The following is a 15,613-nucleotide window of genomic DNA, read 5'->3' as shown; positions in this document are numbered from 1 at the left end:
GCTTAATTAAATCTCACTATTTCGTTGCGTAGTTTTCCAGTTATCACTCATAGCAACCTTTACAGACGTTGCTGGTAAAGGAGTGTTGCCTAAAATGATATCTGCTGCTTTTTCCGCAACCATAATGGTAGGCGCATTTAAATTACCATTAGGTACCGTTGGGAAAATTGACGAGTCAACAACACGTAGGCCTTCAATACCGTGCACTTGAGTGTTTGAATTAACTACTGCCATTTCATCTTCACCCATTTTGCATGAACAAGACGGATGATAAGCACTCTCAACCGCTTGACGTACAAAGGCATCAATTTCTTCATCGGTTTGAATATGTTTACCTGGTTGAATTTCTTCATCGCGGTAGTCATCAAATGCACTTTGCTCAATAATGTTGCGAGTTAGGCGCACACATGCTCTAAAACCTTCAATGTCGTCTTTGTGCTGCAAGTAGTTAAACAGTATTTTTGGCGGTTGCTCAGGATCAGCTGATTGAATGGTGACACTACCACGGCTTTTTGGTTTATTGTGGCCCACATGTACCTGAAAACCATGACCCGCAAATGCACTGCGCCCGTCGTAGCGCATCGCCGCTGGTAAAAAGTGGTATTGAATATCTGGCCATTCTACCTCAGGTTTTGAGCGAATAAACGCACACGACTCAAAGTGGTTTGTGGCACCTAGCCCTTTGCGAGTTAATAGCCATTTAGCACCGATTAATCCTTTAGAAATAAGCCCTAACTTGCCGTTTAAAGTAATTGGCTGTTTACATTTGTATTGAAAGTAAAACTCAAGATGATCTTGTAAGTTTTGACCTACGCCAGGTAGGTGGTGTTTAACCTCAACACCTGCTTTTTCAAGGGCATTTTTATCGCCAATACCCGATAATTGCAAAATATGCGGAGAGCCAATAGGGCCTGCACTTAAAACAACCTCTTTTGCAGCGTGGGCAGTTTTAACTGCTCCATTTACTTTGTACTCAATACCTGTGGCTTTTTTGCCTTCTAAAATCACTTTTTGTGCAAGTGCACCTGTAATTATCGTTAGGTTACTGCGTGATTTAGCTGGGTCTAAATACTCGCGTGAGGCCGAGCTGCGCACACCGTCTTTAACCGTCATGTGCATCGGGCCAAAGCCTTCTTGCTGAGCTGCGTTGTAGTCGTCTGTGTGTGCGTAACCTGCTTGTACACCAGCTTTAATAAAAGTAGTGTAAAGCGGGTTTTGCATTTCGTTACCGTTATTAACACCAAGCGGGCCGTTGCCACCACGATGCGCATTTTCACCTAAATAAAAGCTTTCAGCTTTTTTAAAGTAAGGTAAACACGACTGATAATCCCAACCATTTGCACCATGTTGCTGCCATTCGTCAAAGTCTTTAGCGTGGCCACGAACATATACCATGCCATTAATTGATGATGAACCGCCTAGCACTTTACCACGTGGGCAGTGCATTTCACGGTTATCTAAGTACGGCTCTGGCTGAGTGTGAAACTGCCAAGCGTACTTGTCAGTATTCATTGGAATAGACAGTGCCGTTGGCATTTTTATAAATATACTTTTATCGCTACCACCGGTTTCTAGCAATAGCACTTTATTGTTTGTATCTTCAGATAAGCGATTTGCAAGTACACAACCTGCAGAGCCTGCGCCAACAATAATATAGTCGTATGTGTTACTCATAGTTACCCCCCTTAAAATGGGCTTTCTATGTCGGCCATGCCCACATAAATAGACTTAGTTTGCGTGTAATGATCAAGCGTTTCTATGCCATTTTCACGCCCAATACCTGATTGCTTGTAACCACCAACAGGCATTTCAGCAGGTGAATTACCATAAGCATTAATCCAACAAATACCGGCTTCTAATTGGTGAATAACACGGTGCGCACGTTTAATATCGCCAGTAAATACGCCTGCGGCTAAACCAAGGTGTGTACCGTTTGCACGGGCAATCACATCGTCTTCGTCTTCAAAAACAAGCACGCTCATAACAGGGCCAAAAATTTCTTCTTTAACAATGGTCATATCATCGTTGCAATCGGTAAATACCGTAGGTGCTACAAAGTAGCCATTTGGCGCTGATTCAGGAGAAAGTGTTGTACCGCCAGTCAGTAGCGTTGCACCTTCGGCTAAGCCACTTTCTATGTAGCTCATTACTAAGTCTTGGTGCTTTTTAGAAATTAATGCCCCAAAGTTAGTATTTAAATCTTGTGGGTCGCCGGCAATAATATTTTGCTCAGTACGTGTTTTAAGCTCATCTATAAATTGTTGATATACATTTTTATGAACATATATACGAGTACAGTTAGTACATATTTCGCCTTGCGTATAAAAGTTACCTAGCATGGCAGCACTGACTGCTTGCTCAATATTGGCATCTTCAAACACTAGTAAAGGTGATTTACCACCTAATTCCATTGTTACGTCTTTTAATGTGCCCGCAGCGCTTGCCACTACTTTTTTACCTGTACCGACTTCGCCAGTGAACGACACTTTGTCTATTTCACTGTGAGAGGTTAACCACTGACCTACATCACCGGCACCTTGAACCACGTTAAACACGCCGGCAGGAACGCCTGCTTCAGCAAAAATTTCAGCTAGTTTAATAGCGCCAAGAGGAGTTTCTTCTGATGGTTTAAAAATAAACGCATTACCTGCGGCAAGGGCAGGGCCTGACTTCCAACACGCAATTTGCAGCGGGTAGTTCCATGCTCCAATACCTGCACAAATACCGAGTGGTTCCTTGCGCGTGTAATAAAAATCTTCACCAACCATTTGCTGCTGGCCAACTTGCGCTGGAGCAAGGCCTGCAAAGTACTCAATGACATCTGCGCCTGTTTCTATATCAACGCAGTTAGCTTCTTGCATTGGTTTACCTGTATCAAGCACTTCAACTAAAGCAAGCTCGTCATTACGCTCGCGCAATAAAGCAACCGCTTTTAATAAAATACGGCTACGCTCTATCGGGGTCATTTTTGACCATTGAGCAAAGCCTTGTTTTGCACTTTCGATAGCCGCGTTTTGAATAAATTCATCGGCTACTTCTACCGAGTAAATAACTTCATCTGTAGCAGGGTTTTTTACATCAAAAGTTTCACCACTTTGGTTTGCAAGAAAGTGGCCGTTAATAAAGTTTTGATAGACAGGTGTCGTCACGCTAGGCTCCATATTGCTTGATGAGTGAATGTACATAGCTTTTAGCTAATGTTTCACTGTGTTTAAATTGGTTTTCGTCAGATTGACTTAATACTGCTCTTAACCATAGGCCATCAATCATGGCGGCGCTAAGTTCTGCAGCTTGTTTTGCTTGCTTTACGGGCATTAGTTGCTTAAAAGAAAATGCTAAATTACTTTGCAAGCGATTACTGTTTACATTTTGCAGCCTGTGCAGCTCTTTATCGTGCATTGACTGCGCCCAAAAACTTAACCACGTGCGCGTGGTGTCGTTGCGCTGTTGAACAAGGGCAAAGTTGGCCTCAACAATAAACATCAAACGCTCAATTGCGCTGGTGGTTGGCTCAACTTTTTCAATTAATTCATTTTTTAAATTCGATAACAAATACCTAACGGTTGCCTCTATTAACCCCTGCTTGCCACCAAAGTAATGGCTAATAATGCCAGATGATAAACCTGCATTTTTACTGATGGTGTTAATAGTTGTTCCTTGTAAACCGCGCTGTGCTACTGACTCAATAGTCGCGTCAATTAGCTGCTGACGCCTGACAGGTTCCATTCCGACTTTAGGCATGATTTTTATTAATTGAACGTTCAATAAAGATAAGCTTAATGTAATAGCTCTAACAATTCAAGGTGCAAGTAAACAATCAGATACCAAGATGTAGATGGATTATTAATAAAAACGGGGTAATTTATGACTCAGCTTAGCGTGTTTTCTTTATGAAAAAGGTAAATATAAACAATGTGTTAAAGTGAGTTTTTTAAATTCTGAAAATAGTAAGGATTTGTTTACGGGGTGTGGGTAATAAAAAAGATAAATATTCGTTAGAATGGTAATAGTTAGAGTACTAAAGGTATTTTAAGTGGGCAAACATAGCTACTAAACGCGTTTACTTAGTGTACTAATTAAAAAATAAAGTAATAGTTAGGCGCATGAGCGAGATTATAGAAACGGTGAGAATTAGGGGCTGTTTATAACCCCTTTAAATAATAAAGGATAGCGCCTTAATCGGTTACCTATGTAATCGTCAGCTAAAATTTGCTGGGTAATAAAGTTACTATCGTTACTGGCCTCAAATACCCAGTCAAAACGCTCTATAGCTAATAAAAACCCGCGTTTTAAGTGGGTTTGTCCACGGTATTCGTCTAGGTTTTTACGTATGATCTCAATTTTTTCTGGATGCGCTTGCAGCTCAGCAATTACCTGGTTTATAAATGTGGTCGTTTGATTGTTTGTGGTACGTTTTCGAATGCGTCTTGGCTGCATTATTCCTCGTTAGCAATGTTGTATAGTTTTTTTAAAAAGTCGTCTTTGTGTTTGTCGTGTTCATAATCTAGGTGGTAAGCATTATGAAACCCAAAGCGTAATAATACGCCGCTGCCTTCCAAGTATATTGTGTAGCCATCAATGTCTGAGTAGGCCGTAACCCCTTGATAATGTTTACCAATATCGTTTTGTTTGCCACGTTGTTGAATGCGTTCATAGACAGAGAGTATCTGTTTGTTGTCGAGTTCATTTTTCATATTTAATCCCTCTCGTTTACACTTGCTACGATATATATGTGAGGGTCGATCATCTTAAAAACAATGAGATAACGATAATTTTTACCCTATCGTTTACTAATTTGGGGGTAATCGCAATCCTAAATGATACTAAACCTTTTTTTGTACCTAAACGCTTTGCTACTTGGATTAGCAAAGCCTCATTTAGAACAACTAAATAGCGGATGGGTAGAACAGCTTGAATTTGTAGTTTAGTCTACAAAAAAAACGCAGTTGGAATGAGCAACTGCGTTGAAGTGTACAGGTACAAGCCAACGTACCTATAGCGAGGAACTTATTTTCTTAACCGGTTAAAGCTTGGCTGAGTACTTGCTCGTTTAATACAACCACTTCAGCACGTTTAAAAAAGTTAAAGTCGGTTGCTGTAGCTAGCGTGTAAGCACCCATCATACGGCTTATAATTAAATCGCCGTTGTTTAATTTTGGCAGCATAATTGAATCACTTATTACATCTATGCTGTCGCATGTTGGGCCTGCTAATACCGACTCAAAACGCTCGCCGTCTTGTTTGGCACTATCGATAGGGTAAGCTGCCTCATCAAACATTAAGCCGCTAAAGGAGCCATATACGCCATCATCTAAGTAGTACCATGTTTTACCTTCGCGCATTGCTTGTCCCATTACAGAGGCAACACTTGTAACGCTACTTGCTACAATAAAACGCCCAGGTTCTGCAAAAATTTGCATTGTTTCTGGTAGCTGTGCCAGCGCGCTATTAATAGGCGCACAAAATTCATCAATTGGTAGCACACCTTCGCTGTATGGCACAGGAAACCCACCACCAATATCTAAAGTGCTTAGCGCTGGTAAGCCAAGATCGCTCACCTGTTTAACCACTTTTGCCGATGCATTTATCGCCTCAACGTATTTAGTAGGGTTAGGTGATTGCGAACCTACATGAAACGATAACCCTTTAATGCGAATACCAAGCAGTTGTGCATAGCTAATAATGTCAATCGCTGCTTCTGGGCTGCAACCAAACTTTTTAGATAAATCTGCAAATGCATCTTTATTACGAAAGCTCAGGCGCACTAAAATTTCAGCCTGATCTTTATAGGCAATAAACTTTTCAAGCTCGTTAATGTTATCGACCACAAACACTGTACAGCCGTAAGCAAGTGCATCGCGAATGTCACTGTCGCGTTTTATTGGGTGTGTGTGAATAGTTCGCTCACTTGGCACGCCTTGGCTAGCGACTAAGTCCACTTCACCACTGGTTGCTAAATCAAAGCTTGCGCCTTCTTCTAATAAAGTGCGCACAACAGCAGCATGGGGTAAAGGCTTCAAAGCAAAATGTAATATAACGCCAGGCAGTGCATGTTTAAGTGCACGGTATTGGTGGCGTATAGCTTCGCAGTCAAGCACCATCAGTGGTGCGCCAAATTGGGCTGCAAGTTGTTCTATGTGCATGTTGGTCGGTTGTACATAATCAATTGTTTGATTTGCTGCAACCGCTACTGCAGGTACTTTAGTTACGGTGTCTTGTAGTTGAGTTGATAAAGCCATTATAGTTTTCCGAGTCAGTTAAGCAACCGCTCGGGTTATGGTGTATCCACGAGTCGGTTGAGTGAGATCAATAGTGCATATGCACAGTCAAATTCACTCTTGGATAGTTGCTCTATCGCCTTGCTACAAACGGGGTTTGTAATGTACTCGGATTGGCTATCATCAAGAAGCGGCGAGATAATAATGTAGGTTTTTGAGCAGTGCAATAAAAATATTAAATAATTTTAAAATTATTTATTTTAAATAAATATCATGATCTTACATTGATTGCGTGGGGTTATCGTGACGATTAATTTTACTCATCAGAGGTCGAATATACGTATTCCTTGGCATAAGCAAGTAACATTTCGCTAGATGTATCAGCACTATAGGCTTGCTTTAAACTTTTTTGTAAGCGGTCGTAAATTTCGGGGGTGTTCATTAAAGTATTGATGGTTTTTATTACTTTTTCGCCAAGCGCTGACTTACTACATGCAAAGTAACCATTAACAAATTCTGGAAATTCAGCTATTTCACGGCTATCTATTTGTTTTAGTTGCTCACTGGTGAGTGCACCGAGTACGTTAACCTCGTAATCGACAATCATGTCTATTCTATTATGAATAAGGAGTTGGGGTAGTTGTGAGCTGGTGTCTTCAGAACTGATCGCGGCAATTTGGTCACTATATTTTGTTAAAACAGGCTCAAGTTTTTGATAACTCGTTCCTGAGTCTACGGCAAGGGTAAAGTCTTTTTCAAGTAATTTTGCAACAGAGACTCGTTCAGGAAAGCTTTGTAAAGTGCGTTTAAATGCGTAGAGTTTTCGTTGCTCGTAAATTGTGGTTGGAATAGTTGAGAACAAAATATGTTTTTCACGCTCGGGCGTTTTTATTATATCGTAGCTGCATACTGCTTCATTACCCATAAGTCGCTTGATTAAACGCGCTTGATTGGTCCACTGCAATTTAGTGTTAATGGTATGATTGAGCAGACTCTCGAACGTTTTATCTGAGTTTAAAAAGCCATCAGTGGACGCATTCGCTCTAGAGAGTAATGTAAGGGGTTCATTTGCATGAATCGAAGGTGATATAAGCAACACATGCAAGATAATCAAAAATTTAGTAAATACAGGCATAAAACTTAGTGTAAATGTTCTAAATATTATTGTCATAAAAAAAGCCCAAACGGGCTTTTTTTAGGTTGAAATAATAGCACCTGCTTTATTTTTAACGTGCGTTAGTGCTTTCAAAGATTTTATCAGCAGAGGCAGCAACAAACCCCGTGTAAAGCTCGCCATCGGCTTTAGGGTATCTAATCGCAAACTCATAAAAGCAGCTAGGGATACGCATTTCGCCATCGCTAAAGGTGACAGCGTAATCATCTGCAAGAGTTGACGATTGCTCTAATAGCACCTCTGGAGATCCTTTTACTTCACCGCCTGAAGTATTTAACGCAAAGCCTGCGTTTTTAAGCGCGTTGTTAACATCGTGAATGTTATCAAACTTAGCAAGGGTATTAATATTTACGGTAAAGTGGTTTGCACGGTAGCCCCATGCCGACATCCATGCTGCGTACTCACTTTCAGCAAGTAATTGCTTGTAAGTATCGCTACTTACTTGCCAATGGGTGCCTGAGTATAAAAAGTTATCTGCAGTTACTGCGTTTTCATCTATTTGGTTTACCATATTGGTAACTATAGCTTGTAACTCAGGTGAGCATTTTTCAACTAATAGCTCAGAAATAAATACTTTAGGTTGCTTAGGGTCGCTATGCTCATAATGTTTAGCGTATAGCTTTTTAGCTTCAAAGTGGTATTCGCCACATTCGGTATAACCTAATGCTAAAAAGTGTGCGGCTAGTTTTTCTAGGCCTACTTTTTCAATATTAAAGGTACGCAGCGCAATATGATCGTTAATAATGTCATCTTTTTGCGTTGAACCTAAAAGATCATGAATTTTATCTGCCGATGGCGTAACGGCTAAGTAGTTATCCCATAGGTTTTCAAATAATGTATTTACGTTAGTGTGCATGTTAAATCCTTAAATTTGGTTATTGTCTTATTCGATCACTAAGCCCGGCGCTAAAGTTTGTGGCAGGTTTACTTTATCGGCCTCAACAGAGGCGACAGGGTAGGCACAATAATCTGCGGCATAATAAGCACTTGCTCTGTGGTTACCACTGGCACCTATGCCACCAAATGGGGCTGCACTCGTGGCTCCCGTAATAGGGCGGTTCCAATTTACTATGCCGGCACGAATGCGCTTTAAAAAGTGGCTGTAATCATCTTCGTTATCGCCGAGTAAGCCAGCTGATAAACCAAAACTGGTGTTATTAGCCTCTGCTATGGCGCTGTCAAAGTCGCTGTATCGATACACTTTTATAAGTGGACCAAAGTGTTCTTCATCTGCTAGGTTGCTTACATTTGTTACATCAACAATTCCTGGGCTGACAAAGCCTGTGCCTGTTTTTAATTGTTTAAGCTCAACAAGTACCTCAGCACCTTGGTTTATTAGAGCAGCTTGCGCTGCAACCATGCCAAGGGCAGCTTTTTCGCTAATCATCGCCCCCATAAACGGTTGTTCGCTTGCAAAGCTGTCGTCAACAACAATGTTCTTTGTTGCGCTAATAAGTTTTTCTAAAATGGCATCGCCATTGGGCGACTTTTCAATAAACACGCGGCGGGCGCAAGTACAGCGCTGGCCAGAAGTAATAAAGCCTGATTGAATAATATCGTGCACTGCTGCATTTACATCGGCTACATTTTTTACTATTAATGGGTTATTCCCCCCCATTTCAAGCGCTAATATTTTACCCGGGTGACCTGCAAACTGCTTATGTAGTAAATGGCCTGTGTTTGAGCTGCCAGTAAAAAATAAGCCGTCTATGTTTTGATGCGAAGCAAGTGCTTTACCTGTTTCTACTTCACCTTGTACTAGGTTAATAACACCTGCTGGTAAGCCTGCTTTTAACCAAAGTGATAAAGTAAATTCAGCAACGTGAGGGGTTAACTCAGACGGTTTAAATACCACGGTGTTACCCGCTAAAATAGCCGGAACTATATGGCCATTAGGTAAATGCCCCGGAAAGTTATATGGCCCAAATATAGCCACAACACCGTGTGGTTTATGGCGTATAAAGGCTTTAGCACCTGGCATTGGGTTTTCTGTTGTACCGGTGCGTTCATTATAGGCTTTGATAGAAATGGCTACTTTCCCTGTCATAGCGCCTACTTCTGTGCGTGTTTCCCAAAGTGGCTTGCCGGTTTCGCGCGCTATAATGGCTGCAAATTCTTCGCTGTGCTCTTTTAATTGCGCTACAAAGTTTTCAAGTATGGTAATGCGCGACTCAATGGGCGTATCTGCCCATTGTATTTGTGCGGCTCTAGCTGCATTGATTGCAGCATCTACTTGCTCAGCGGTTGCGCCATTGCCTTGCCATACAATTTCCCCGTTGCTTGGGTTAACAGAGCTAAAAGCGGGGCCTTGGCCTGTGTGCCATTGATTATTTATAAGGTGTGTGTTCATATTTGTTTTACAGGCGGAAGAATCGCGCTGCATCTCCTTGAGATAATTTGAGGGCATCAGCCACTTCTTGGCTTATTACTAATGTGTGTTTAGCGTGGTTATAATGAGCGTGCTGGGTAAAGGTTGCTCTAAACCCACTGACACCTTGATTACAAATAGCTAAAGTATCTGAGCTGTGCTGGCTAATAGGTTCCAGCTCGCCAATGGTAATAGGGCATACTTGAGATTCACGAATACTGCGAATATTACCTAGCTTTGCTTCTACGGTTGGGCCTGCATCAAATAAGTCAACGTAACCACGGTGTTCAAACCCTTCTTTTTCTAGCAGTTTGAGCGCCGGTTTTGTTTTATCGTGTACGTTACCAATAACTGCTTGGGCTTTTTTACTGAGTAAGTTTACGTAAATAGGGTATTTAGGCATTAACTCACTAATAAACACTTTATCGCCAAGACCCACTAAATGGTCGGCTTGAGGAAACTCAATGCTAAAAAAATGTTCTTGTAACCATTGCCAAAACGGTGAATGACCGTCTTCGTCGCTTACACCGCGCATTTCAGCTATGACGGTATCGGCAAAGCGTTCGCTGTGTTGCGCCATAAATAAAAAGCGAGAGCGTGATAAAAATCTACCGGTTAAGCCTTTACGGCTATTTTCGCGCAAGAACAACGTACATATTTCAGAGCAACCGGTGTAGTCGTTGCACATGCTTAATATGTCTACGGTATTGTAAACATTAAGCGTTGCTGAGTGGTGTACGGTTTTACCTAAATGGTAGTGATAAAGTGGCACCGATAAGCCTACAGCGGCTTCGATTGCTGTTGTGCCAACCACTTCACCTGTTTCTGAGTCTTCTAAAACAAATAGGTAGCTTTCATCAAGTGGTTGATTAATATTTTTAGCAAAGCTTTTTTCGGCGCGGTCTATTTTGTCTTTTAATTGCTGATCGTCCACCGGAAGTGAGGTAAAACCATGGCCTGATTCGATTGCAATTTGCTTAAGTGCAGCAAAGTCTTTTTTTGTAATAGGGCGTAATACTTGCATTTATTACTTTCTCCAACAGCGCGCCTTGCGGCGCGCCTATGTCAATTAGCCGTTTACTACGTCGCTTACTGCTTTTTCAAAGCGTGCTAGGCCTTCTTTAATGTCTTCAAATGGAATAACTAAAGAAGGGGTAAAACGAATCACGTTCATGCCAGCTACTAGACTCATTAAGCCATTGTTAGTACTAGCAACTAAAAAGTCACGGGCACGGCCTTCAAATTTTTCGTTTAATACAGCACCAATAAGTAAACCTTTACCACGTACTTCACTAAATACGTTGTATTTTTCGTTAATAGCGTTTAAACCATCGCGGAATAACTGCTCGCGCTCTTTAACGCCGTTGAGTACATCCGATGTGTTTACAGTATCAAAGGCAGCTTCTGCTACGGCACAAGCAAGTGGGTTACCGCCGTATGTAGAGCCATGTGTCCCTACTTTTAAATGCTCTGCAATATGTGTACGAGTGATCATTGCACCAATAGGAAAGCCGCCACCTAACGCTTTAGCTGTCGTTAAAATATCAGGCACTACACTTAAACCTTCGTAAGCGTATAAATCGCCAGTGCGGCCAACCCCAGTTTGTACTTCATCAAAAATTAGCAAGGCATTATGTTTAGTGCATAACTCACGTACTTTTTTAGCAAATTCGTCGGTCGGTGAAATAATACCGCCTTCACCTTGTAGAGGCTCCATCATTACGGCACATGTTTTATCGCTAATAAGTGCTTCAAATGCTGCAATATCGTTGTAATCACAGTGCATAATATCGCCAGGTTTAGGGCCAAAGCCATCTGAGTAAGCAGCTTGCCCGCCGACCGTTACTGTAAAAAATGTGCGGCCATGAAAACCTTTATTAAAGGCAATAATTTGTGACTTTTCTTCGCCATACTCGTCAAGTGCAAAACGACGAGCAAGTTTAAGTGCAGCTTCGTTGGCTTCTGCGCCAGAGTTTGCAAAGTACACTTTGTCTGCAAAAGTCGCTTCAACCATTTTTTGTGCAAGGCGCAGTGCTGGCTCATTGGTCATTACATTTGATAAGTGCCAAATTTTCTCGCCTTGCTCTTTTAATGCAGACACCAGCGCTGGGTGACAGTGGCCTAAACAATTAACGGCAATACCGCCTGCAAAATCAATAAACTCATTGTTATTTTGATCCCACACACGTGACCCTTCGCCGCGCACCGGAACCACAGCCGATGGGTTGTAGTTTGGCACCATTACATCGTTAAATAAGTCTCTGGTTACTTGCATTATGTACACCTAAAAATTGTGAATATTGAATAAAGATTAGCAAAATAAAAACGTTAGCGTTTTTTAGCTAGATGATTTTAGTTATTGGTGGTTATTATCGAAGGTTGTAGGTTAAATTTGCAGTGCTATTTTGTGAAAAATGATTACAATAAAAGTTAAAATAACGAAATTAATAAGCAATATGATAACTCCACAAGATGAAAAGCTACTTTCAATTTTAAAAACAAATGCACGTGCAAGTATTTCTGATTTAGCGCGCATGCTTAATTTATCGCGCTCTACCGTGCAAAGTCGTATGTTAAAGCTTGAAGAAACCGGTGTTATAAAAGGGTATAGCGTAGATTACGGTGAAGAGTATTTAAGTAGTATGGTCTCGGCTCATGTGTCTATAAAAGTGATGCAAAAACTCACGACCAAAACCAATTTAGAGCTAAAACAAATTGATGCTATTTCTCAGCTTTATGCAATAAGTGGTGAGTTTGATTTAATCGCTGTAGTGCAAGCGCAAAATTTAGAAAAGCTAAGTCACTTACTTGATGATATAGGTAATTTAGATGGCGTAGAGCGCACTACGTCGTCGGTAATATTAGAAACAAAATTTAAGCGTTAACGTGACCTATGATAATACATTAATGTTACTTATTGATTTTATTTAACATTTAAATGTATTCAAATTATGTATTTTTTATAGGGCTGACTATACTTGCCAGATAGATTTAATTATTCAGCAACGGATTATGCCAGCAACCTTACTTTTTGCATTTTTAACGCTTACTGAACCTTTAAAATTTGGTACTAACGTATCACTTACAACGCCAGATAATGCTGTACATCAAGTGGAATGCATATTACAAAACATGGACACCCCCTTTGAGTTGCAAACATTACCTTGGCTTAGAGCTCGTCGTGAGGTAAAGCATGAGAGGTTAGATGGCTACTTTACAACGCACTTAACATCAGAGATGAGCGAATATGGTAAATTATCGTCACCTATTTATCTAGAAAATTGGTACTGGTTTACCCACCCCGAAAGCGTTAATAAAGATCCTAAAAAGTTACGATATGGCGTTGTGCATGGTAGTTATCAAGCTAATTGGTTTAAAACGCAAGATATAACCTCAATAGTTGAAATGAACTCGCTCGAAGAAATAGTCAACGTGCTTCATTATCATAGAGTGGATAAAATATTACTTGATTTAGACGATTTTAATGAAACAGCTAGACAGTTAGGTATTGATGGGAGTGTTTATCAACGCTCATTTTATCGTTATGTACCTTTAGGTGTATTTGCAGCGAATAAACTTATTGATTTATATCCCTCTTTTTTAGAAAAATTTGACGAAACTATTCCACAATGTGCCCCTGCACCGTTTTTATTATCTAAAGACGAACAAGTACAGATTTTAAATAAGTTATCGGAGCCTACAAGGGCATTAGTTTCACACCCAATAATTTTTGATACAGTGGCGCAAAGTAACCTAGTAAAACTAAGCATGCAGGCAATTGATTTAGCCGATGAAAACTGGGTAAAGGAAGTTAAAGCCCATCAGCAGGTTGTAGCAAATGATATGCTGTTAACTGACGCCTCGTTATATTTAAAGCAGTGGGAAACACAGTTCGATGGCGTCATAACAGAAACTATAGTGACCGATAAGCAGGGTAAAAATGTGGCTATCAGTAAAGTGACCAGCGATTATTGGCAGGGGGATGAGAGTAAATTTAGCCTTGTATATAAGCAGTCTAAAGCGTATCACTTTAGTAGTGTTAAATATGATGCGTCAACACATCATTTTCAAGTACAGCTTAGTGTGCCTATAAAAACGGTGCAAGGTGAGCATACCGGTGTTCTTATTTTAGGTATCGATGTAGAAAAAGCGCTGAGCGCATTTAATGGTGATATGCTGCGTTAAAGGTTCATAAAGCACTTTAATCACCCAGTACACTAACTTTACCTTACAAATAGTGTGGCTATTCAAACCCCTTATGGTTTGGGTGCTTTTTTAATAATCGTTTTTTTTGCTTCATTTAATTTTATTACGTATGCATTTCCACCTACTAAGCCTTTAAATTCTTCATCAGTAAAGATAAGGGTATTGTCGTCATAAAAAGTGATGGCTTCTTTTTGCGTAACAATACCTAAATCTATTCGAGAAACATCACCAGAGAAAAATTTATCTCCTTTAAAATTTTCGAACAGCCAAATACTGGTCGAATCCAGAAGTACAAGTTTAGTTCTGTCTGGGCTAAGCGCAGCGGATGTGATCCAACATAGTTTTTCAAGGGTTGTACATGTTTGAAATGAATCAATTAGCTGTGCATCAAAATTAGCGGCATGATCGCCCACTTTATAAACATTGGTTATGCCATCGAAAGGTTCGGTTCTATTTTTGGTAAATAAATATAAATGGCGTTTGTACTCTACAAAAGCCTCTAAATCAAAGTTGCGTTTGTTAGGTTTAATGGGGGTGCCGTCCATTTCAGGATAAGTAAATTTAATAATTTCGGCTTCGGTGGTCTCTGTTTTTATATCAATAGGATTTTCTATTTTATAAATAGTTAACCACTTTCTATCGTTTTTATTATTGCCAAAATCACCTAAGAAAAAATGACCAAATTTATTTTGTGTCATGTCTTCCCAGTCAATATTTTTAGCATTAGTAACTAGGATTTCTTTTTCAATCGCCCCATCTTCGCCTAAGCGATACAGCTTCGGATCGTCACCGCCATCGTTAATTGCCCACAAACGATTGTTTTTATCAAACTCAATACCTGAAATTTCTTTTAATTTGGGATCTACTGATAATTGCTTTTTACTATAAAGGGTATACGCAGAAAGGCTTACAAATGAGGCAAGTGTTATAAAAACAACTAACGTAGTTAATAATATGCTTTTTTTCAACATGAAATTTTTGTTATTTCAGATACATAAGATGCTGCGTATTATTACTTAAGCACATCAATAACGAAAGAATTTTATATTATATTAGTTTTGCTCATTAGATTTGAACACTGATCATAAATAATAAAAAATGATTAAAGTGGTTCAATACTTGCTTTTCATTAGTTTGTCATTAATAAACGAAATTTTTATCGAAATCGCACCTTATATGTGCAGCTAAAAAACTTTTTTGCACTGTAATAATGCGTAAATAAAAATTTGTTTGAATAATCTGTGTTTATTGATGTTTAAATGCACCCCACATCGCCCTTTGAAGTGTTATATCGGCCCTGTGGCAAAGATTAAGTACCCATTTTGGATTAGTTGGAGCCTACTATGTTGAATAAACGTTTTTTTAAAACAAAAAATGAAGCTGAAGTTACCTTTGAGTTTACCCATCCTGATGCACAGCAAGTAAGCTTGCTTGGAGAATTTACCGATTGGCAACCAGTGCCCATGAAGCTTAATAAAAAAGAAGGGGTATTTAAATGCAAACAGCGCTTACCGGTTGATCAGCAGTTTCATTTTCGATATTTAATTAATGGTAATATTTGGGACAACGACCACCAAGCAGATGATTACCTACCTAATAGTTTTGGCACAGAAAATAGCATAGTGGATACTCAACGCATAAATTAAG

The 15,613-nt window shown here is 39.9% G+C and carries 15 protein-coding genes; 3 read left to right on the top strand and 12 right to left on the bottom strand.

Features of this window, described 5'->3' with window-relative positions; genetic code table 11:
* Positions 1-6: 6 nt before the first annotated feature.
* From betA to AABI99_RS06370, 11 genes are all read right to left on the bottom strand, one after another.
* A complete protein-coding gene (gene betA, locus AABI99_RS06420; RefSeq protein WP_338364587.1) occupies positions 7-1,674 on the bottom strand; it encodes a choline dehydrogenase in 1,668 nt (555 codons plus the stop codon).
* Positions 1,675-1,685: 11 nt separating this feature from the next.
* Complete coding sequence (gene betB, locus AABI99_RS06415; protein ID WP_338364585.1) at positions 1,686-3,149, bottom strand: betaine-aldehyde dehydrogenase; 1,464 nt, start codon at positions 3,147-3,149, stop codon at positions 1,686-1,688.
* 1 nt (position 3,150) lies between these two features.
* Positions 3,151-3,726, bottom strand: a complete 576-nt coding sequence (gene betI, locus AABI99_RS06410) for a transcriptional regulator BetI (protein ID WP_338364610.1) — start codon at positions 3,724-3,726, stop codon at positions 3,151-3,153.
* Positions 3,727-4,131: 405 nt separating this feature from the next.
* Positions 4,132-4,437, bottom strand: a complete 306-nt coding sequence (locus AABI99_RS06405) for a hypothetical protein (protein WP_338364584.1) — start codon at positions 4,435-4,437, stop codon at positions 4,132-4,134.
* Entirely contained in the window at positions 4,437-4,694 is a 258-nt protein-coding gene (locus tag AABI99_RS06400; RefSeq protein WP_024031788.1) for a DUF3081 domain-containing protein, read from the bottom strand. The genes AABI99_RS06405 and AABI99_RS06400 overlap by 1 nt, the downstream gene beginning before the upstream one ends.
* Positions 4,695-5,015: 321 nt before the next feature.
* Entirely contained in the window at positions 5,016-6,239 is a 1,224-nt protein-coding gene (locus AABI99_RS06395) for a type III PLP-dependent enzyme (RefSeq protein ID WP_338364578.1), read from the bottom strand.
* A gap of 295 nt (positions 6,240-6,534) precedes the next feature.
* Positions 6,535-7,389: a transporter substrate-binding domain-containing protein gene (locus AABI99_RS06390; RefSeq protein WP_338364575.1), complete on the bottom strand. Its 855-nt coding sequence runs from the start codon at positions 7,387-7,389 to the stop codon at positions 6,535-6,537.
* 55 nt (positions 7,390-7,444) lie between these two features.
* The gene (locus AABI99_RS06385; protein ID WP_338364573.1) at positions 7,445-8,248 is read right to left on the bottom strand and encodes a DUF1338 domain-containing protein; all 804 of its coding nucleotides are present in this window, start codon (positions 8,246-8,248) and stop codon (positions 7,445-7,447) included.
* Positions 8,249-8,275: 27 nt separating this feature from the next.
* The gene (gene astD, locus AABI99_RS06380; protein ID WP_338364571.1) at positions 8,276-9,742 is read right to left on the bottom strand and encodes a succinylglutamate-semialdehyde dehydrogenase; all 1,467 of its coding nucleotides are present in this window, start codon (positions 9,740-9,742) and stop codon (positions 8,276-8,278) included.
* Positions 9,743-9,749: 7 nt separating this feature from the next.
* Positions 9,750-10,784 (bottom strand): arginine N-succinyltransferase, encoded by a 1,035-nt coding sequence (gene astA, locus AABI99_RS06375; protein WP_338364569.1) that lies wholly within the window; start codon positions 10,782-10,784, stop codon positions 9,750-9,752.
* Positions 10,785-10,829: 45 nt separating this feature from the next.
* Complete coding sequence (locus tag AABI99_RS06370; protein ID WP_338364566.1) at positions 10,830-12,035, bottom strand: aspartate aminotransferase family protein; 1,206 nt, start codon at positions 12,033-12,035, stop codon at positions 10,830-10,832.
* A gap of 181 nt (positions 12,036-12,216) precedes the next feature.
* Here AABI99_RS06370 and AABI99_RS06365 point away from each other — a divergent pair, with 181 nt between their 5' ends.
* Both AABI99_RS06365 and AABI99_RS06360 read left to right on the top strand, forming a co-directional pair.
* Positions 12,217-12,645, top strand: a complete 429-nt coding sequence (locus tag AABI99_RS06365) for an Lrp/AsnC family transcriptional regulator (RefSeq protein ID WP_338364564.1) — start codon at positions 12,217-12,219, stop codon at positions 12,643-12,645.
* A 127-nt stretch (positions 12,646-12,772) separates the two neighbouring features.
* Positions 12,773-13,945: a cellulose-binding family II protein gene (locus AABI99_RS06360; protein ID WP_338364562.1), complete on the top strand. Its 1,173-nt coding sequence runs from the start codon at positions 12,773-12,775 to the stop codon at positions 13,943-13,945.
* A 71-nt stretch (positions 13,946-14,016) separates the two neighbouring features.
* Here AABI99_RS06360 and AABI99_RS06355 read toward each other — a convergent pair whose 3' ends face one another.
* Complete coding sequence (locus AABI99_RS06355; RefSeq protein WP_338364559.1) at positions 14,017-14,937, bottom strand: hypothetical protein; 921 nt, start codon at positions 14,935-14,937, stop codon at positions 14,017-14,019.
* 372 nt (positions 14,938-15,309) lie between these two features.
* On the opposite strand from AABI99_RS06355, the gene AABI99_RS06350 reads away from it, so the two are divergent.
* A complete protein-coding gene (locus AABI99_RS06350) occupies positions 15,310-15,612 on the top strand; it encodes an isoamylase early set domain-containing protein (RefSeq protein WP_338364557.1) in 303 nt (100 codons plus the stop codon).
* Position 15,613: the final 1 nt, after the last annotated feature.

Origin of the sequence: uncultured Pseudoalteromonas sp., assembly GCF_963922945.1 — a bacterium.
In the GTDB taxonomy this organism is placed as follows: Bacteria; Pseudomonadota; Gammaproteobacteria; order Enterobacterales; family Alteromonadaceae; genus Pseudoalteromonas.
Note: the sequence above shows the minus strand (reverse complement) of the source record. Positions and strands in the feature narration are given on the sequence as shown.

Bases quoted from the DNA above. Each gene is read 5' to 3' on its own strand.
- AABI99_RS06385 (WP_338364573.1), bottom strand. From the start codon at position 8,248: ATGCACACTAACGTAAATACATTATTTGAAAACCTATGGGATAACTAC.
- AABI99_RS06370 (WP_338364566.1), bottom strand. From the start codon at position 12,035: ATGCAAGTAACCAGAGACTTATTTAACGATGTAATGGTGCCAAACTAC.
- betA (WP_338364587.1), bottom strand. From the start codon at position 1,674: ATGAGTAACACATACGACTATATTATTGTTGGCGCAGGCTCTGCAGGT.
- astA (WP_338364569.1), bottom strand. From the start codon at position 10,784: ATGCAAGTATTACGCCCTATTACAAAAAAAGACTTTGCTGCACTTAAG.
- AABI99_RS06405 (WP_338364584.1), bottom strand. From the start codon at position 4,437: ATGCAGCCAAGACGCATTCGAAAACGTACCACAAACAATCAAACGACC.
- AABI99_RS06360 (WP_338364562.1), top strand. From the start codon at position 12,773: ATGCCAGCAACCTTACTTTTTGCATTTTTAACGCTTACTGAACCTTTA.
- AABI99_RS06365 (WP_338364564.1), top strand. From the start codon at position 12,217: ATGATAACTCCACAAGATGAAAAGCTACTTTCAATTTTAAAAACAAAT.
- AABI99_RS06350 (WP_338364557.1), top strand. From the start codon at position 15,310: ATGTTGAATAAACGTTTTTTTAAAACAAAAAATGAAGCTGAAGTTACC.
- astD (WP_338364571.1), bottom strand. From the start codon at position 9,742: ATGAACACACACCTTATAAATAATCAATGGCACACAGGCCAAGGCCCC.
- betI (WP_338364610.1), bottom strand. From the start codon at position 3,726: ATGGAACCTGTCAGGCGTCAGCAGCTAATTGACGCGACTATTGAGTCA.
- AABI99_RS06390 (WP_338364575.1), bottom strand. From the start codon at position 7,389: ATGACAATAATATTTAGAACATTTACACTAAGTTTTATGCCTGTATTT.
- AABI99_RS06400 (WP_024031788.1), bottom strand. From the start codon at position 4,694: ATGAAAAATGAACTCGACAACAAACAGATACTCTCTGTCTATGAACGC.
- AABI99_RS06395 (WP_338364578.1), bottom strand. From the start codon at position 6,239: ATGGCTTTATCAACTCAACTACAAGACACCGTAACTAAAGTACCTGCA.
- AABI99_RS06355 (WP_338364559.1), bottom strand. From the start codon at position 14,937: ATGTTGAAAAAAAGCATATTATTAACTACGTTAGTTGTTTTTATAACA.